This window comes from Shewanella sp. P1-14-1, from assembly GCF_001401775.1.
GTDB lineage: Bacteria > Pseudomonadota > Gammaproteobacteria > Enterobacterales > Shewanellaceae > Shewanella > Shewanella japonica.
The window spans coordinates 18,998-38,915 of record NZ_LKTL01000008.1 but is presented as its reverse complement, the minus strand read 5'-3'; the positions used below and the strand labels follow the sequence as shown (position 1 = coordinate 38,915).

Here is a 19,918-nt window from a genome sequence, read left to right as displayed (position 1 = left end):
TTATACAGGCCAAATGCCCGCTTAAATATTATGGTTATAGATATTATACGAGTATGTTACACGCTTTGTTAAAAGGTGACTGTTTCAATGTGTAATTTTTTGTGTCAATTAGGTATACATAATATGCTGCGTTTTAGATCACTTATTGTTTTTAATAATCAATCATTTAAACTTGATTATTATAATTTCTCAGGTTTGTTAAGTACGTCTAAATTCATATTTAAGGTGTAGTTCAAAGGTTTATACAGTTCACTTTGTAACCATTTTGTTACTCGTGACGAGGGTGGGTAGGCCTCAGTCAGCATGTCATTGTTAATCATTCATTGGTGAATACTGCATATCGTTAACAAAAAACAATCTGTATAAAGGTACATTTTTACGATAGACTTAATTTCATTAGCTAATTTTGTCATTAACGTTCAAAATTACGCTCAGCAAATAGCACATTTAAGTAAAAGTATTTCACAAGGAATAGAAATGAACGTTTTAGTCACTGGTGGTGCGGGTTATATTGGTTCGCATACGGTTTTATCGTTACTCGAAAATGATTGTAATGTAATTGTTTTTGATAATTTATTTAACTCAAACCTAGAATCGATTAAGCGAGTTGAAAACCTAACTGGAAAGTCTGTTCATTTTATTCAAGGTGATATCAGAGATAAGTCGCAGCTTAAATCATTATTTAGTCAAAATAATATTGATACAGTCATTCACTTTGCTGCATTAAAAGCAGTTGGTGAATCAGGACAAATTCCATTGGCTTATTATCAAAATAATGTGCATGGTTCTGTTTGCTTACTGGAAGTGATGGCTGAACATAATGTGCATAATTTTATTTTTAGTTCATCGGCTACAGTTTACGGAGAAGAAAACGATGTTCCGTATGTTGAAACGATGAAATTAGGTACGCCTTCAAGTCCGTACGGTGCCACTAAAGTAATGGTTGAGCGCATTATGGCCGATACCGCTGCATCAAATCCTGATTTTAGAGGGGTGTCACTCAGGTACTTTAACCCGATCGGCGCACATGAGAGTGGTCAGATCGGCGAATCGCCTAAAGGAATACCAAACAATTTACTGCCATATGTCGCACAAGTTATGGTTGGGAAAAGAGAAAAGTTAAGTGTCTTCGGCGATGATTATCCGACTAAAGATGGTACTTGTGAGAGAGATTATTTACACGTAATGGATCTTGCTGAAGGTCATGTAGCAGCGATGAATTGGTTAACTCGTCATCCAGCATTTACCGGGGTTGAAGCGTTCAATTTAGGTACAGGAAATGGCGTTTCAGTATTTGAAATTGTTAGCGCTTTCGAATTAGCGGTAAAAAAAGCCATTCCTTATGAAGTTAGTCCAAGACGTGCTGGTGATTTACCGGCTTTCTGGGCCAATGCTGAGAAAGCCAATAAACAGCTTAATTGGAAAGCCACTCGTACATTGCAACAAATGATGGATGATACATGGCGTTGGCAATCTGCCAATCCAAATGGCTACGACAAAGAATAAGTTTCTAATTATAAGGGCGATGAATACATCGCCTTTTTTATTGCGTTATAAACGCCTATTTTATCAGGTACCGTTAAATCAGACCCTTGAATGCTTTTACTCATAATAATGTCCTTATACGGTTACGTTAAACTTTACTAAGTTAACCATTCTCAGTCAGCCGCTTCAAATCTTGAACGCGAAGAAATGAATGTCTTCTTATCAATGTCTTTTATCATTGTCGTGACTAGTCAATAACGCTGAACACATTCTAGTTAGCCGTTAATTTCTCTTTATATTACTCCACATCAAGCTTGTTGTTACTAAATGGTTAAATTTTCATTAAAGGGTATTTACAATCTAATTTTAACCATATAGTATTTTTGACTATAACGAGTTAATTACATTTGACTGGGGAATAAATGGAAAACGCAAAGCTGACCATCAAAGAAAAAATGGGGTATGGGTTAGGTGATACTGCCAGTAATATCGTGTTTCAAATGGTCGCTAATTTCATGTTGATTTTCTATACCGATGTTTATGGCCTGTCTGCAGCTGCAGCGGGTACCTTATTGCTGTCGGTCAGGTTATTTGATGGTTTTACTGATCCAGTCATGGGCGGCATTGCCGATAGAACGAGAACCCGTTGGGGATCGTATCGTCCTTATATTTTGTTTCTTGCGATTCCTTATGGTGTTTTAGCGTGTTTAGCCTTCATTACTCCTGATTTTGATACCACTGGAAAACTTATCTATGCCTATATCACTTATGGACTATTGATGACCTGTTATACCGCAATCAATATTCCTTATGGCGCACTTGGTGGTGTCATGGTTAATGATCCTAAGGAAAGAACGTCATTACAGTCTTACCGATTTGCAATGGCTATGGCTGCGTTAGTGATTATCGTGTGGGCAATTCCGAGATTAGTTGAGTTTTTTGGTCAAGGTTCTGATACCAAAGGCTATCCATTAGCAATGGTGTTCATGGGAGCCTTAGCTGCAAGCTGCTTCTTGTTATGTTTTAAAATGACGAAAGAAACTATTCAGGTAACAGAGAGAAAAAGCTTTAGACACATTTATAAAGACTTCTTCGAATTATTTAAGAATGACCAATGGTTAGTGATAGCCATTATAAGCTTAGCGACGTTAACACTCATAGGGATCCGTGCATCTGTCGCACCGCATTACATTAAATATTATGTGGGTGACGAGAGCCTTCTATCAAACTTTTTAACAGTAGCAGCTATTGGGTCTGTTCTAGGTGCAATTTCAACAAATTTCTTATCTAAATACTTTGAAAAAAAGGTGTTGTTTCAGGTTGCTTTAGTTGTTGTCATTATCTCTCATAGCTTATTTTACGTGATTGCTAACGATCAAATACTGCTGATATTTATCATCTATTTTATTGCTAATTTTGCACACATGATTATTACGCCCATTATGTTCTCAATGGTTGCAGACACCGTTGACTATGGTGTTGAAAAGATAGGTAGACGCCTGACTGCAATTACTTTTTCGGGCCATTTATTAGCTATCAAATTTGGTTTCGCAATAGGTGGAGCATTAGCAGGATGGTTGCTGTCGGCTTATAACTATATACCTAATCAACAACAAACAGATGAAACCTTGTCTGGCATATTATTAGCCTTTGCCGGCATACCTGTGATTTGCACTGTCATTTGTTTAATTGTAATTGCGAAATACAAGCTAACAGAAGTTGAAGTTAAAAAAATTCAACTCAAATTGATAGGGACTGAGCAGCAATAAGGCAAAGACTTGTTAATCGCTACAGAATATAGACGGTAAGGATTGTTTCTATAACAAGTTTGCCAACGTTTAATAATGGATGAGATGTAAACAACATGGAATCGGAAAAGAAACCAGAAGCTGAAATGAGTGATGCTGAGCGTAAACAACAACTTGACTTAAAGAAAGCGAGATCTTTTAAGCCAAAGAATCCGCCATTAGTCACCAATATTTATACAGCAGATCCTTCGGCTCATGTATTTAATGAAAAAATTTATATTTACCCTTCACATGATATCGAAACCGACAGTGCGATAAATGATGATGGCGACCATTTTGCTATGCGTGATTATCATGTTCTTTCGATAGATAACCATAGTGAAGAAGTGACAGATCACGGCGTGGCATTAAGTTTAGAAGACATTAAATGGGCTTCAAAACAATTATGGGCACCTGATGCAGCTGAAAAATCGGGTCAATTTTATTTCTATTTTCCAGCTCGTGATTATGACGGTATTTTTAGAATTGGTGTTGCGATTAGTGACACGCCATCTGGACCTTTTAAAGCACAGGAAAGCTATATCGAAGGGAGCTTCAGTATCGATCCCGCCGTGTTTAAAGATGATGATGGCAGTTATTACCTTTATTTTGGTGGTTTATGGGGCGGTCAGTTACAAAACTGGCGTGATGGTAAATTTAGTATTCAAGATAGCTACCCAGCTGATAATGAGCCTGCGTTACCAGCAAAAATGGCTAAATTATCAGACGATATGTTAACGCTTGCTGAGCCTGTAAAAGATATTGTGATTGTTGATGAATCAGGCGCTCCAATCACAACAGGTGATAACGAGAGGCGCTTTTTTGAAGCATCGTGGCTACATAAATATCAAGGCAAGTATTACTTTTCATATTCGACAGGTGATACCCATAAAATTGCTTATGGCATAGCAGATAACCCTTATGGGCCATTTGTTTATCAAGGTGTGATTTTAAATCCAGTTTTAGGATGGACGAATCATCATTCAATTGTATTTCATCAAGAAAAATGGTGGTTGTTCTATCATGATTCTAGTTTGTCATCAGGTAAAACCCATCTGAGATGCGTAAAGAAAACAGAATTAATACACGATATAAATGGCAAGATTTTGCCAATAACCGCGTATGACTAGCATTAGAGCAAATTTTTTTGCTTATTTTAGTTATGGTCAAGTTGACATTAATTGTTAAGTCAATACAGAAGATGTCAACGAGAAATAAAGCTGTAGTCAATTTTTTACAGCTTATGAAGCAATAAATGTACAGAGTATCGGTAAGGACTTGATAGTTAATGTTTTTAACTATTTAATAACATCTAAACCGATAGCAGTCTTTGTTAGCACTCTTTATTGATAATGATAATTAGGTTTTCAAGTTTTTTATTGGCTTGTGTAAACCAAAAAGGAGTCATTGCCGATTTGGCAATAATGAAGAAAAGGGGAGAGTTAGATGTTTAACAAAACGATTATAACAACTTCGATTCTAGCAGCATTAAGTTCAATGGCTGCTAATAACAGCTACGCTGATGAAGAAGTTGAAGTCATTACCGTTACCGGTATTCGTGGAGGCTTAGAAAGAGCCATGGATATTAAACGTGAATCAGAAGGTGTTGTTGATGCAATTTCTGCAGAGGATATCGGTAAATTTCCAGATACCAACTTAGCAGAATCATTACAGCGTATTACTGGTGTATCTATTGACCGAGCTAGTGGGGAAGGCAGTCGTGTCACTGTACGTGGTTTTGGCGCAGCGAATAACTTAATAACTTTAAATGGCCGTCAATTACCAAATACAACAGGCGACAGAACGTTTGATTTTGCCAATGTTGCAGCTGAAAGTGTTAATGGGGTACAAGTTTATAAAACCTCTAATGCCAGTGTTACATCAGGTGGTATTGGTGCAACGATTAATCTTACTACTTTTAAACCACTTGATAATCCAGGATTAAAAGCCACTATCAGTGGTAAAGCAATTGAAGATAAGTCATCAGATAAAGCCAGTACAACACCAGAGCTAAGTGGTCTTTATTCACAAACTTTTGCTGATGATAAATTTGGTATTGCCATTTCAGGCAGTTATCAGGAACGTGAAAGTGGCATGCAGCAATTCCTTCAAGATCAAGGCTATCGTGCAAGTGACTATACTAATACTGGCTGGGGTGGTGTTCCTGCAGGTGCTGAAGGTGGTACAAATCGTCCAACTTCCGGTATTTACTCAAATGCACAACAACCTCGTTATATCTTTGAAGAACGTCAACGCGAACGCATAAACGGTCAAGTAACTCTGCAATATCGCCCAGTTGAAAACTTCACTGCAACAGTCGATTACACTACGTTTAGAAATAACATCGAAGAACAGCATACTGATGCATCTGTATGGTTCAACTATGCTGGTGATAGAAGTGAATCTGTTTGGAGCGGAGAACCTAACGCGTGGCCTGAGATTTACTCTGAAATATATAACATCAATAGTCCTGCAGATTTACAAGATACGTCATTAACTGTCGGTGCTTGGGGCCGTGAAGAAACAACAGATTCTATTGGTATCAATTTAGATTGGGATGTGACTGACGATTTGTCTTTAACGTTAGACTATCATAACTCCTCAGCGGCGATGGAAGCGAGTGATCCTAGGCACGGAACACGTAATAACGTACAACTTCCTTCTTATACCCGTAGCCGTACAGGTCTCGACTTAACCGGCAGTCTTCCGGGGATTGCGACTGGTAATATCGAAAACTTTAATCCTAGCACGATGCGTTTATCGGGTAGTTGGTTTGCTAATGACAAATATTCTTCTGATATTGAGCAAACTCAATTAAGTGGTAAATATCATTTAAATGAAGATTTAAATATCGATTTTGGTGTCGCTTACAATAAAGTGAATAACCATTATCGTCATACTCAAGTTCAGCGCCCAGATTGGGGTGGTGTTGGTGAGGTGGGTGACTTCGCTGGTATTGATTGGACTGAAGACACTATCTTAGATAAATTTTCTGGTACACCTGGCAATTTCGAAGGGACGCCTACGCAAGAAGATTATGATCTATTCAACAAAATCTTTTATGCCGATTTCGACCAGATTGTTAATGCTGCAGAACTTGCTGATCCTGAAGCGAATGTTGATGGTTTATACGGTGATTGTCAGGCTGCCCCAGGCGCGGCATCAGGCCCTAATGGTGAAGGTCAATTCTGTGCTTCAACGCAATGGGATGCAGGAACAAACCGCTTTACAGAAGAGAAAACTACAGCTGCTTATTTGCAAGCCAACTACTTTGGCGAAATCTCGGATATGCCTTTTAGTGTTCACGTAGGATTACGCTATGAACAAACAGATGTGTTCTCACAAGCGTCTGCTCCAGGTTATAGCCGTGTTGAATGGACCGAAGCAACCTCAACTTCGGTAACAGGTATTACAGGTATTGAATCTTTGAGTCAATCAGCTGATTACGACCAATTCTTGCCTAATTTAAACTTCAATTTATCAGTCACTGATGATGTTATGGTGCGTGCTGCTGCAAGTAAAACCATTTCACGTGCAAGTTACAATGATTTGCTAGGTGGAACTTCAATTAATACTGGTGGCAGTTTAAGTGGTTACTCTGGTAGTTCAGGAAATCCAGGACTTGAACCTTTAGAATCAATTAACTACGACTTCACCGGTGAGTGGTATTACGATGAAGGCAGCTATGCCTCTGTTGGTTACTTTAGAAAAGATGTTTCGAATTGGATCCGTACCGGAACAACCACCTCTAATATTTTCAATTTATCAAATCCATTAAGTGGACAAAAGTTTGATTCAGCGGTGGCTGCATTGGGTGCTGGTGCAACGAACGAAGAAATTCGTGAGTATATTTTCGAAAATTATGAAAATGATCCGAATGTTCAACCAAACTATGATGCAGACGGTAACTTAGATGGCGGAACAATTATTGGTGATCCTGCTACCGACGACGAAGTTACATTTAACTTGAATGTTCCTGTTAATGGCGATGAAGAACATACCATTGATGGCTTCGAATTTAATGTTCAGCATTTATTTGGCGAAACTGGCTTTGGCGGTATCGTTAACTACACCATGGTTAACTCAGATCTTGAATACGATAATAATTCGCTAGAAGACACTGAAGCATTAGTTGGGTTAAGTGATACGGCCAACTTAGTTTTATTCTACGATAATTATGGTTTACAAGCGCGCGTTGCTTATAACTGGCGTGATGCATTTTTAAATGAGCGTCGTGTAAATGGTGATTTAACTGCGCCTATTTATACCGACGAGTATTATCAGATAGATTTCAACGTAAGTTATGACATCCCTGCTGTAGAAGGCCTAACAGTATTCTTAGAAGGTATTAACGTGACTGAAGAGTACGTTAAAGAATACGGTCGTGTTGATCAGTTAGTGTATAAAATAACTCAAACAGGAGCACGTTATGGCTTAGGAGTTAGATATACATTCTAACAATGCGTCACTGGCTCATCTATTTCGGTAGATGAGCCAGTACGATTAATTTGAATGTGTATCTGGTGGATCACAACATGACTTCAACAGCCATTAAAAATATCGTTATTGTTGGGGGCGGAACTGCGGGGTGGTTAACCGCTGCAATTTTGGCTTCTAAAATAACTCATGATGCTGTCACTATTACCTTAATCGAATCACCTGATATCGCGACGATCGGTGTCGGTGAAGGGACGTGGCCTTCAATGCGTCAAACTTTACAAGATATAGGTATTAGTGAGGCTGAGTTTTTAACTGAGTGCGATGCCAGTTTCAAACAAGCCTCAAAGTTTATTAATTGGAATGTGAGTGATACTAGTTGTAGTGATAATTCTGTCACTCATAGTTATTACCATCCATTTTCACTGATTAGCTTCCCCTTTACCGATGCTTTCAAGCAATATCAAACGATAAAAAATAATTTACCGTTTGATATCAAGTTTGCCGATGCTATGGGGTATCAAACCCAGTTATGTCAGCAAAATCTCGCACCTAAGCAGATATCAACACCAGAGTACCAATTCGTTTGTAATTATGGATACCATTTAGATGCGGCAAAATTTGCAAACTTATTAAAACAACATTGCGTGAATAGACTTAAGGTGAGTCATATCGCTGCTAATGTGGTTGGTATAAATAACGTAAACCAAGGCGTTGATGTTCAAATATCAGATACCGAGTATTCTGAAAATAATAGCGTTACTTGCCGCCATGGGCATATTGAATCAGTGACGATTAAAGATTCAAGTAACAGGGATAGAAAGATTCAAGGTGATTTGTTCATTGACTGCAGCGGTCAGCATTCATTGTTATTAGGCCAGCATTACAAGATCCCATTAGCGTGTCAAAAATCAATATTATTTAATGACAGTGCGATAGCGGTTCAAATCCCTAACGACACTGCAGCCAGTATAAACTCAAGTACGTTATCAACAGCTGTAAGTGCGGGGTGGATTTGGGATATTGGGCTACAAACAAGAAGAGGTGTAGGTCATGTATATTCCTCTTCTCATCAAACAAAGGATGAGGCCTTAACCGAAATTAAGCGCTATATCGCGACAAGTACGCCTAATTTGTCTGAGCAGCAACTAGAAACTTTGTCATTTAAACATCTTGGTTTTTCACCAGGTTTTCGTCGCCAATTCTGGCATAAAAACTGTGTCGCAGTAGGGATGTCTGCGGGATTTATAGAACCACTTGAAGCGTCTGCCATTGCGCTTGTTGAACAGTCTGCAATTGAAATTGCACAACAATTTCCAACAGATTTGGCAATTCTTCCAATCGTTACTGAGCGTTTTAATAAGCGCATGAAGTTACATTGGCAGCAAATTATCGAATTTTTAAAATTGCACTATGTCTTATCCAAGCGACGCGATAGCCAATATTGGTGCGAACATCAAACATTAAGCTCAGTACCTGATTCACTAAAAACATTACTCAATCTGTGGCAACACCAATTACCAAGTGCAGCGGATATTACTCACGTGAATCCTCTCTTTCCTAGTGCGAGTTACCAATATGTTTATATGGGGATGAAGGAGACGACAACAGCTAATACACCTGATCCAAAGGTTAATTTATTGAGTCCAAACTTAGGCATCACTCCTCGTTATATCGCCTTTTTAGAAGATGTGATGAGTAAGCGACAAACATTATCTCAACGAATGAAATCTAATCGGGAACTGTTAGATCTTGTTAGGCAACAAGGCTTTTCTGCTATCTAACTAAAACAAACTAACCAAGATAAACAAAATAATATGAGATTGTGGGTAAGGGCAATCTTGTCGGGAGAATAAGATGAATCATGTATTACTCAACAATGTAGAACACAAAGAATTACGTATCAATACTCAGCGTTCAGCAGAACTTGGCGATGATTTATGGTTTGCTGCAACTTTTTTAGCAGAGATCAAAACTGCGCAAGCCCATTATCCCATCTTATTTCAGAAGCATTCTGATACTGGCGAGTTTAGCCCTGTCACCTTATTCGGTTTTAAAAACCAAGAAAATCTATTTTTAACTGAAAACGGCTGGGATGCGATTTATATCCCACTATCAGTTCAAAGGATGCCTTTTTATATTGGCTATCAAAAAACAGCGCAAGACGGTGTTACTGATATGCAACGTGTCATTACTTTAGATACAGACTCTCCGAGAGTGAGTAGTAACCAAGGAACAGCTTTGTTTCTTCCGCTAGGTGGTAACAGTGATTATCTAGAACATATTGGCAGTGTGCTTGAAACCCTACACCTAGGTTTACAAGAAAATCAGCAATTTATAGCAGCGTTAATCCATTGTGATTTATTAGAATCAGTGTCAATGGACATTAAATTAAATGATAGCTCTCATCATCAATTAATTGGATTTTATATCATTAATGAAGAACGACTAGCCAAATTAGAAGATGCAGAACTCCTAGGACTTCACCATGCAGGTTATTTAGAAGTCATTTACATGATTATCGCGTCTCAAGCTCACATTAATAAGCTGATTGAACGAAAAAATAAACAGCTAAACAATTAACTTCAGAGTGTTAACAGCAAAGGTTGACTTACCCCCTCACAGAGTTGATTGAAGAGAATGATATGGCCAATAAAAAATTAGTAATTAGTGAATATACTGGTGTCACGCCCCAGAATATCGACAGAACACTGTTATATTCAGAGCAACCAGTCATATTAAAAAACTTTGCTAGTGATTGGACACTTGTTCACCATGGTAAAAAGTCATTACTTAAAGCCATGGATTATTTACGTAAAAAATTTGATGGTGATAGTGTTAATGCTTGTTATCTACACAACGACCATCAAGGGCGAGTTTTTTATAATAAAGATTTGTCAGGATTTAATTTTGATCCTGTGCAGTTGCCTTTAAATGATGTGTTAGCACAACTCATTGACCAAATCTCAAAGCCGCATCCCGATACCATTTACGTAGGTTCAACGAGCATTAAGCACTATTTCCCTGAATTATTGGAAGAAATTACAATCGATACCATGCCAGATGATGCATTAACGAATATCTGGATGGGTAATCAAACAAATATATCAGCGCATTATGATGTTGCGCAAAACCTAGCATGTTCAGTCGTTGGAAGGCGTCGTTTTACTTTATTTCCGCCTGAACAAATAGATAACCTTTATATTGGTCCAATAGATCTTGCTCCTGGAGGTCAGCCAATAAGCTTAGCTGATTTAACAAATCCTGATTTTGAGCGATATCCAAAGCTTAAACATGCATTTAACGCTTCTCAAGTTGTCGAATTAGAAGTGGGTGATGCGTTGATTATTCCTAGCATGTGGTGGCATCAAGTTGAAGCCTTAGCACCATTTAATGTGTTAATTAACTACTGGTTTACATCAGGCTTGGGGCATTTAGGACAACCGAGTAACGCTTTAATGCACGGTATTTTAAGTCTCCGTGACTTACCTAAAGTGCAAAAAGATGCTTGGAAAAAATTGTTCGATCATTATGTTTTTAACGATGAATACAGTAATTTTGAACATATCCAACCATCTGCACAAGGTGTTTTGCGATCTCCATTAAATGAAATAACGGCAAGAAAATTACGTGCGCAAATTCAAAATCAGTTAAGGCGCTAAAGTTTTAATATAGAATAAAAACAATAACCTAATAATCTAGGTACAAGTGGGGATTACAATGTCAAATAAAATTAAAAATGTAGTTATAGCTGGTGGCGGAACGGCTGGTTGGATGGCTGCTGCGGCTTTCTCAAAATTATTAGGAAAGCTTATTTCAGTCACTTTAATTGAATCTGATAACATTCCTACCGTTGGTGTTGGTGAAGCGACAATCCCCACGCTTCATTTATTCCATGACCTGTTAAAAATTAAAGAGTCAGATTTTATGGCGGCAACGAATGCGACATTCAAGCTTGGGATTTCTTTTGAGAACTGGAAACAAGTGAATGAAGATTATATGCACTCGTTTGGCTATATTGGCCAAAGTTGCTGGGCTGCAGGTTTCCAGCATTTTTGGCTCAAAGGTTATCAACAGGGGATAGCGAGTGACATTGGTGACTATTGCCCTGAACATTTAGCCAGTCGATTAGGTAAATTCGCCGCTTTACCTAATCAAGACCGCAACCATGCTTTTCATACCGATGCCGGTTTATATGCAAAGTTTTTACGTGCCATTTCTGAACAACATGGTGCCAAACGGGTTGAAGGTACTATTTCAAAAGTTAACCTTAATCATTCAAACGGTTTTATAAAATCGCTGACCTTAGCTGATGGTCAACAGATCAACGGCGATTTATTTATTGATTGCACAGGATTTAAAGGATTACTCATTGAAGAAGCACTTCATACTGGTTACGAAGATTGGCGTCACTGGTTACCTTGTGATAGCGCTATTGCAGTGCAAACAAGACAAACTAAACCGTTAGTGCCGTACACACGCTCAATAGCGCATCCATCGGGTTGGCAATGGCAAATACCACTTCAATATAGAATGGGTAATGGCTTAGTGTTTTGTAGTAAATACATGACAGACCAGCAAGCAAAAGACCTGCTGCTTGAAAACATTGAAGGTGACAAGCTCAATGAACCTAGAGTCCTGAAGTTTAAAACTGGTACTCGCCGTAAACACTGGAACAAAAACTGTGTAGCAATTGGTCTTGCTAGTGGCTTTATTGAGCCACTAGAATCCACGAGTATCCATTTAATTCAACAAAGTGTCGTTAGATTGATGCAAAGCTTACCTTCTACAGAAATGGAACCAGCTGTAGTTGATGATTTTAATCGAAAGATGCGACTTGAAATCGAAAATGTTCGCGACTTTATTGTGCTGCACTATCATGTAACTCAGCGAGATGACAGTGAGTTTTGGCGCTATTGTAAATCGATGGAAATACCAAAAAGCTTACAAGATAGAATTGATTTGTTTGTACAAAGTGCACAAGTATATAAAACAGATCAAGAATTGTTTGGCGAAGCGTCGTGGTTACAAGTGATGATTGGACAAGGACTCATGCCCAAAGAATATCATCCAATCGTCGATAACATGTCTGACGAGGAGTTAGCGGGTTTTCTAAATACCATAAAATCAACAATTCAGAGAAGGGTAAACAGCTTACCTAATCATGTGGATTTTATTCAAAATTATTGCCGCTCTGCTGAAATGAGCTAAGTTAATTTTAAACTTCTGCCATTTGTTATTTAACGTGGCTTTGATAAAACAGTAGGGCTAAATTTTTATAAGCTTGCTAGTAGCTGATAGTTAACTGCTAACTTTTAAATAATTCTATTAGGAATAACAGATTATGATCAGTAAAAATTATCAGTTATCTCGTGTTTTTGTATCTAGTTTTTATCAATCCAAATTACTTGGTTTTTTGCTTCTATTATTTATTTCAGCTTGGTGTTGTACGATTAAACAAGTTAATGCCACGGGGTTTGATACGTTGCCTAAAAAGCAATTTAATGTATTAGTTTTTAGTAAAACCTCTGGTTGGCATCATAAATCTATATTAAATGGAGTGAAGGCAATAGAAGAATTGGCCGAGAGACATTTCTTCAATGTTATCTGGCATCAGGAAGCACATTATATTAATACCCAGTACCTTGCAGATGTGGATGTGGTTATTTTCTTGGCAACAAGTGGCGACATTTTAAATGAAAAGCAAAAGCAAGCACTCGAAACATATGTTCAAAGCGGTAAAGGTTTTGTAGGTATTCACAGCGCTGCTGATACTGAATACAGTTGGGAGTGGTACCATAAATTAATTGGCCATACGTTTATCATTCATCCAACAGTGCAAACTGCGCTCGTTAATAAAACTGCCATTGATTTTGTCGGATCTGAACAATTGCCTGCTTCTTTTTGGTTTACAGACGAGTGGTACGACTTTAGTGAGGCCAATACACCATCTTTGCAATACTTATTAACCGTAGACGAACAGACTTATCAAACGCAATCTGATTGGGGAAACAAACAGGGTGATGGGATGGGAGATTTTCACCCCATTGCGTGGTTTCAATATTTTGATGGTGGTCGCTCATTTTATACAGGCTTAGGTCATCTGGGTGCAGTGTATCAAGACCCGTTGTTTTTAGCCCATTTATACGGGGGCATTTATTGGGCGGCAACAGGCCTTGGTTATCGTCAGTAAAGTATTATTTAACCAGGAACTTTTGTTGTCAGTTTGAATAGCCCATTACCTGTTGTAATGAGCAGTGTTTTCATATCTTTTCCACCAAAAGCGACATTAGTCAATTTGGGTGCAATGAACACTGACTGAATCAAATTTCCTTTTTTATTATAAATTTTTATAAAACCCTCGTTATGACTTGTAGCATATAAATTGCCAGCACAATCAATAGCCATTCCATCAGGTGTATCTATACTAATTTTTTGCGTAATTTCTGCTAATGTTTTACCCGTTGTTAAGCGATAAACATAAATATGATGCGAGTAATCCCCGATATAAATATGCTTTTCATCCCTAGATAAAGCGATTCCATTAGGTTTATTAAGTGACTTATTAATAAGTTGGACATGACCTTGCTTGTTTAACGTATAAACACCAGTATAAGGAGTTTGCTGCTCTCGTGGCCCTAGCTGCCAATCAGGATCAGTAAAATACAGTATTTCATCTTTATCCATGACGGCATCATTAGGAGAATTAAAATGTTGGCCTTGAAACTGGTTAGTAATGACGTGTTGATTTAATGACGACAAATTCATCTTGCTGATACCACGGTTAGCATGATCAAGCAGGTATAACTCATTACCTTTAGCGTATAACCCATTCGTACCAACATCATTGATTAGTTTATTGACACCGTTTTGATGACTCCATGTATAAATTGTTGAAATAGGTCCTGATGTCTGAGGCCCGTCAAAATCCATTTCTGAAAAATAAAACTGTTGTTTCACTGATGACCAGGTTGGTCCTTCGAGAAATCCTAGATCTTTAGTAATCAATTTTGGTGTGGGATTAACAGGCAAAGGTGGAATATCTGAATGACATTGTGCTTTTGTATCTATCGCAGCGTTTGCCTTGTTGTTTGAATAAGAGTTGATTGACCTTGTATCACTTGAGCTTTGAATGAAATCTTGTTGAGTGGCCTTATGAGGCTGAACAGGATTAGCGAAAACAGAAGGAGTAAAATAAAAGCTCATGCTAAAAAGAAAAACCATATTTATGAAACAAAGATGTTTGCTGCCCATTTGATCCTTTTCCCAATATTCCCTGTTAATGATTGCTTAACATCATAATTACCTCGCATCTAATAGTCAAATTGACATTTAGTTGCGTCGTTATATATGCTTAAAAAAGTGAGGATAATTAAATCACTCATGAGGAAAAGCTAATTACAAAAGGAGGGGTAAATTGAATAGTCAAAGGTGTTCCAAGGGAAAAAGATACAAGAATATTACCAGTTCACTATATGGTGTTTATCTTAAGCCAATAATTATCTGTATTTTTACAAGTCTGTGTTTCTTTTCAGGGTATACGGTGGCGAATAATGAACAAACCCTAACTTTAGAGACTTTAAAAAATCACTATAATGGCCACTTTAAAGTTGGAGTTGCGATAAATGAATCAATCCTCAACGGTAATTCGCCTAAATTGACCGATATTGTAACGACTCAGTTCAATAGCATAACGTTAGAAAATGCCATGAAAGCTGATGTTGTTAATCCTACACGTTCATATTATGAATTCACTGAAGCTGACAATTTTGTTGAGTTCGGTTTACAACATAAGATGTTCATTATTGGGCATACATTAGTTTGGCATAACCAAACACCTGATTGGTTTTTCTTACAACCTGACAACTCAGCAAATTCTTCTGAGCAGCAATTAGACAGAATGAAACAGCACATTAAACTTGTTGCAGGAAGATATGCTGGCAAAGTCGATGCATGGGATGTTGTTAATGAAGTGATTGGTGAGGATGGATATTATCGCCAAACGAATTGGGTTAAGGCCGTGGGTGATGGGGATAAACTCGTGAAATATGCATATCAGTTTGCTGCTGAATATGCACCCAATACAGAACTATATTACAACGATTTTAATGCATGGAGGCCAAATAAACGTGATGGCATCATCCGAATGGTCAAGTTACTACAGGATGAAGGCATTAGAATTGATGGTATCGGTATTCAAGCACATTGGGGACTTAATTATCCTGAAATTGAGCAAATTGAAGCAGCAATTGATGCATATGCAGCGCTCGGGTTAAAGGTAATGATTACAGAATTAGATATAGACGTACTACCATTTACCAAGCATGGGCAAGTCATTGGACAGGCTTTCTCACACCCACAATTTCAACTGTCAGAGTTTAAAGCATATTTAGACCCATATCGTGATGGTTTACCTAATTCGGTTCAAGTGCAACTTACTAAAAGATATCAGGCTTTGTTCGAATTGTTTTACCGTAAGAAGGATAAAATTGACCGAGTCACGTTTTGGGGAGTACATGACACGATGTCTTGGAAAAATGATTATCCTATTCCACAAAGAACTAACTATCCATTGTTATGGAATCGCGATTTAAGCTATAAACCTGCTCTAACTTCAATCTTGAACATACCGAAAATTCAATAGCGGGCTAAATCTAGTATTGTGTAGCTAGTTTTAAGTTACGCAATATTTGACCAAACAATATTTTTAGTAACTATCTGAATTATTGTGAATAGATACATGACAACTGATTTATAAGTTGACCCCAAATCGCCAACAAATGATCTAAATTTTATCCTTGAAGCCTTTTGTAATGGGCATCAAGGGTATCTTTCAAAAATGATTGTTTATTGAAACTGCGTTAAGTGAATTTATCTGCTTAAAAATCACATCAGAAAAAATAAACAATTAAACTTTATCAAGCCCAAATTGCCATCATTTAATTTTACTTAACATTAAGTAATGCCTTTATTTGCCAATAATTTAGTAAACCCAATTGCTTATCATTTGTGTGTATTACCAGTATCGGTATTGTGCTCTTTAAAATAGATAGATCAAAAATTCAGCTTGTTGTCAAAAAGACCATATGTTAGTTTTTTGTTATTCGGTTTAAAAAGCAGTCACTGAATAAGAGCTAAAACAATCAAAAAATCATTTGGGCTTTCTTTGCCTTAAAACTGAATCTATTTAAGGATTAGTTAATGAACAAGCATGTAAAAAACGGTGGGTTATGCGCGTTAGCATTAGCCACGTTAACAATAAATATTGCGGAGGCTGCTCCGCAAAAAAAATCGGATTGGAAAAAGTTTAATTTTTTCAGCCATGTCGAAACTCTTGCAGATGCAAGTAAAAAAGCACGTAAAAAAATGGGGACTGCACCGAGTTATGGTGTCATGGCTTCAGGTGAAGAAGATTATTTATCACTACTTGCATCTGAGTTTAACTATATTACTCCGGAGAACGTAGCAAAGTGGGGACCTTTGCAACCCGTTAGCGCCAATGAATGGGATTTTAGTGCTTTTGATTCCATGTTGGCGGTTACCCAAGACAACAAACAAAAAGTTAAAGGACACGCATTAGTTTGGCACAGACAGGCACCAAATTTTGTCAATGAACAAGTTGATGCAGCAACGCTAGCACAAATGATTGATAATCATATCACCACCACAATGCAATATTATGCAGGTGAAATTTATGCCTGGGATGTTGTTAATGAGGTTATGGGTGATGATGCTAACTATAGACAATCTGTTTTTTACAAAAAATTAGGAAAATCTTATATTGCTGATGCCTATATTTCAGCAAGGGCTGCAGATCCAAGAGCGAAATTATTTTACAACGATTATGGTATTGATTCCATCAATGCTAAATCAGATGCCGTTTATACCATGATGGCTGAATTAATTGCTGATGGTGTACCTATTGATGGAATAGGGTTTCAAATGCACCTAGATGCCGCTTCTGCACCTAGTACTGAAGAGATGACAGCAAATTTACAACGTTTTGCGGATCTTGGCTTATCAGTCAACATTAGTGAGATTGACGTTAGAATATCTTCACTTCCTTGGGACGATGTCACCAATCTAGCGATACAACAACAAGTTTATCATCGTGCTGTGAATGCATGTATGAATGTACGTCAATGTGATGCGTTTACGCTTTGGGGATTCACTGACAAATACACCTGGATTGATGGAGAGTTTGGTGAAGATGATCCACTCATCTATGATGATGAATATCAACGTAAACCGGCATATTTTGGTGTTGCAGATGGTTTATTAAGAATTGAAGCTGATGAAGCAGGGCAACTACCCAATTTAATCGCTAATGGTAATTTGGAAATCGGTCTTGATGGCTGGTCGACCTGGGCTGGTGAACTTAAGCGAACCGCTTTTTTTGCAAAAAATGGCCGTGGTGGATTAAGAGTAAAGAACCGTACTGAAAATTGGCATGGTGCAGTTTACGATATAAGTGAAGTTATAAAACCCGCTCAAGAGTACGATACTAGTGTTTGGACTCGCGTACTTGCACGAAATCAACAAGTATCATTAAGTTTAATGACACAGTGTGATAGTGAAGGTGCGATATACCAATCCTTAGATACAGTCTCTCCTCGACTATTTCGTTGGTCTCAAATTACGGCAAGCTTTACAACACCTGATTGCGACTCATTAACGGCATCTTTATATATAGAAGGCCCACAAGCAGGTATAGACTTATTTGTTGATGGCTTAACCCTGAGACCTAAACGCTTAGTGCCAAATACTGAAGGATTTGGGCCTAATCTAATTGATAATAGTGATTTTGAGCAGGTTAATCATGAATGGTTTTCATTTGGTGATCCTGTCTTAACAATAACAACTGATAATGCCTATTCGGGGTCGCAAAGCCTGCTTGCTGTCGACAGAACAGAAACCTGGCAAGGACCTGCATTAGATTTAACCAATATAGTAACAGCGGGTAATTCATATCAGTTATTTGCACAGAGTTTAATTTCAGCCTCTCAAGCCACCGTAAAAGCGACCATTCGAGTAACTTGTCCTACTGGGGATCAATATATTGGTGTAGGAGGGACGACAGCCAGCAATACTGAGTGGCGTTTACTTGGCGGCTTGGTCACTATTCCTAATTGTAACTTCATTGAAGCTGTATTGTATTTTGAAGGGCCATCTCCTGAGGTAAATATATTCTTAGATGACGTGGTATTACATGAAGCCATCACGCAACCCATTAACGCGGTTATACAATATAGTGATTTTGAACATGGTCTTGATAGCTGGAGTGCGTGGGGCGGAGATTTACAAGTTACTTCAGCGCAGGCATATCAGGGGACTCAAAGTGCATTATTATCTAATAGGACTGGCACATGGCAAGGACCGTTAATTGATTTATTATCACGTGTTCAAGCGGGTCAATTGATTAATATTAATGGATATACACGCATTGAAGGTATTGAATCCAATCCTGTTAACATTACAGTTAAAACACTCTGTGCTGGTGAAACAGAGCAATATCAACAATTAGCCAGTGTTCAAGCAACTAATGATGGTTGGACAGCTATAAATGGTTCGTTAACCTTACCAAATTGCCAATTGGAAGAGGTATTTGTTTACTTTGATGGACCTGTTATTGATGCAAATATCTATCTAGATGAAGTGACTATCAGTACAGAATTGCTTGAAGACCCAAATAATCTCATCACAAACCCTCATTTTGAACAGGATACACAAGGTTGGGTAACATGGGGAGATGCAAATATTAGCCAAACTGATATCGATGCTCATTCAGGAAATTTTAGTGCATTGGTTCAAAATAGGACTGCAGAATGGCAGGGCGCCGTATATGATTTATTACCTACGGCAACAGCTGGTCAGACTTATCAAATCACAGCTTGGTCTAAAATCAGCAGCATGAGCACTATTGAACACAATATCTCTATTACGGTTAAATCACGTTGTGAAGGTGACAGTGAACTGTATAACGGCGTAGGTGCTGGATTGATCAATAATCTTGATTGGCAACAAGTCACCGGTGAATTAGTGGTACCAGAATGTACATTAGCGGAGTTATTTATGTATTTTGATGGATTACCTATAGGAGTGGATTACTTATTAGATGACGTATCAGTTAATCCATAACTAACATTTTTATCTCCCCCAACAAAACACCATTGATTATTGATGGTGTTTTTTTGTGGTACAAAAAAACC

12 protein-coding genes are annotated in these 19,918 nt (G+C 37.9%); 11 read left to right on the top strand and 1 reads right to left on the bottom strand.

Annotation, left to right across the window (positions count from 1 at the left end; genetic code table 11):
- Nucleotides 1–477: 477 nt before the first annotated feature.
- The 9 genes from galE to AN944_RS07365 all read left to right on the top strand — a co-directional run bounded on the left by galE (nucleotide 478) and on the right by AN944_RS07365 (nucleotide 13,902).
- Nucleotides 478–1,506: a UDP-glucose 4-epimerase GalE gene (galE, locus tag AN944_RS07405; protein WP_055023965.1), complete on the top strand. Its 1,029-nt coding sequence runs from the start codon at nucleotides 478–480 to the stop codon at nucleotides 1,504–1,506.
- A gap of 401 nt (nucleotides 1,507–1,907) precedes the next feature.
- Complete coding sequence (locus AN944_RS07400; RefSeq protein ID WP_055023964.1) at nucleotides 1,908–3,254, top strand: MFS transporter; 1,347 nt, start codon at nucleotides 1,908–1,910, stop codon at nucleotides 3,252–3,254.
- 95 nt (nucleotides 3,255–3,349) lie between these two features.
- Nucleotides 3,350–4,402 (top strand): glycoside hydrolase family 43 protein, encoded by a 1,053-nt coding sequence (locus tag AN944_RS07395; RefSeq protein WP_055023963.1) that lies wholly within the window; start codon nucleotides 3,350–3,352, stop codon nucleotides 4,400–4,402.
- A 316-nt stretch (nucleotides 4,403–4,718) separates the two neighbouring features.
- Nucleotides 4,719–7,730 (top strand): TonB-dependent receptor, encoded by a 3,012-nt coding sequence (locus AN944_RS07390; protein WP_055023962.1) that lies wholly within the window; start codon nucleotides 4,719–4,721, stop codon nucleotides 7,728–7,730.
- 77 nt (nucleotides 7,731–7,807) lie between these two features.
- Nucleotides 7,808–9,493 carry a tryptophan halogenase family protein gene (locus AN944_RS07385; RefSeq protein WP_055023961.1) on the top strand — a complete coding sequence of 562 codons (1,686 nt, stop codon included), beginning with the start codon at nucleotides 7,808–7,810 and terminating at the stop codon, nucleotides 9,491–9,493.
- Between the two features lie 73 nt (nucleotides 9,494–9,566).
- On the top strand, nucleotides 9,567–10,292 hold the full coding sequence (locus AN944_RS07380; protein ID WP_055023960.1) for a SapC family protein: 726 nt from the start codon (nucleotides 9,567–9,569) through the stop codon (nucleotides 10,290–10,292).
- Between the two features lie 62 nt (nucleotides 10,293–10,354).
- Nucleotides 10,355–11,371, top strand: coding sequence for a cupin-like domain-containing protein (locus AN944_RS07375; protein ID WP_055023959.1), 1,017 nt, complete (start codon nucleotides 10,355–10,357; stop codon nucleotides 11,369–11,371).
- 58 nt (nucleotides 11,372–11,429) lie between these two features.
- Nucleotides 11,430–12,920, top strand: a complete 1,491-nt coding sequence (locus tag AN944_RS07370) for a tryptophan halogenase family protein (RefSeq protein ID WP_055023958.1) — start codon at nucleotides 11,430–11,432, stop codon at nucleotides 12,918–12,920.
- A gap of 133 nt (nucleotides 12,921–13,053) precedes the next feature.
- A complete protein-coding gene (locus AN944_RS07365) occupies nucleotides 13,054–13,902 on the top strand; it encodes a ThuA domain-containing protein (RefSeq protein WP_055023957.1) in 849 nt (282 codons plus the stop codon).
- Between the two features lie 8 nt (nucleotides 13,903–13,910).
- Here the strand turns inward: AN944_RS07365 and AN944_RS07360 are convergent, their stop codons facing one another.
- Nucleotides 13,911–14,963: an SMP-30/gluconolactonase/LRE family protein gene (locus AN944_RS07360; protein ID WP_082419947.1), complete on the bottom strand. Its 1,053-nt coding sequence runs from the start codon at nucleotides 14,961–14,963 to the stop codon at nucleotides 13,911–13,913.
- Nucleotides 14,964–15,252: 289 nt separating this feature from the next.
- Between AN944_RS07360 and AN944_RS07355 the strand changes: the two genes are divergently transcribed.
- Entirely contained in the window at nucleotides 15,253–16,353 is a 1,101-nt protein-coding gene (locus tag AN944_RS07355) for an endo-1,4-beta-xylanase (RefSeq protein ID WP_235530867.1), read from the top strand.
- 557 nt (nucleotides 16,354–16,910) lie between these two features.
- A complete protein-coding gene (locus AN944_RS07350; protein ID WP_055023955.1) occupies nucleotides 16,911–19,847 on the top strand; it encodes an endo-1,4-beta-xylanase in 2,937 nt (978 codons plus the stop codon).
- The last annotated feature ends 71 nt before the right edge of the window (nucleotides 19,848–19,918 follow it).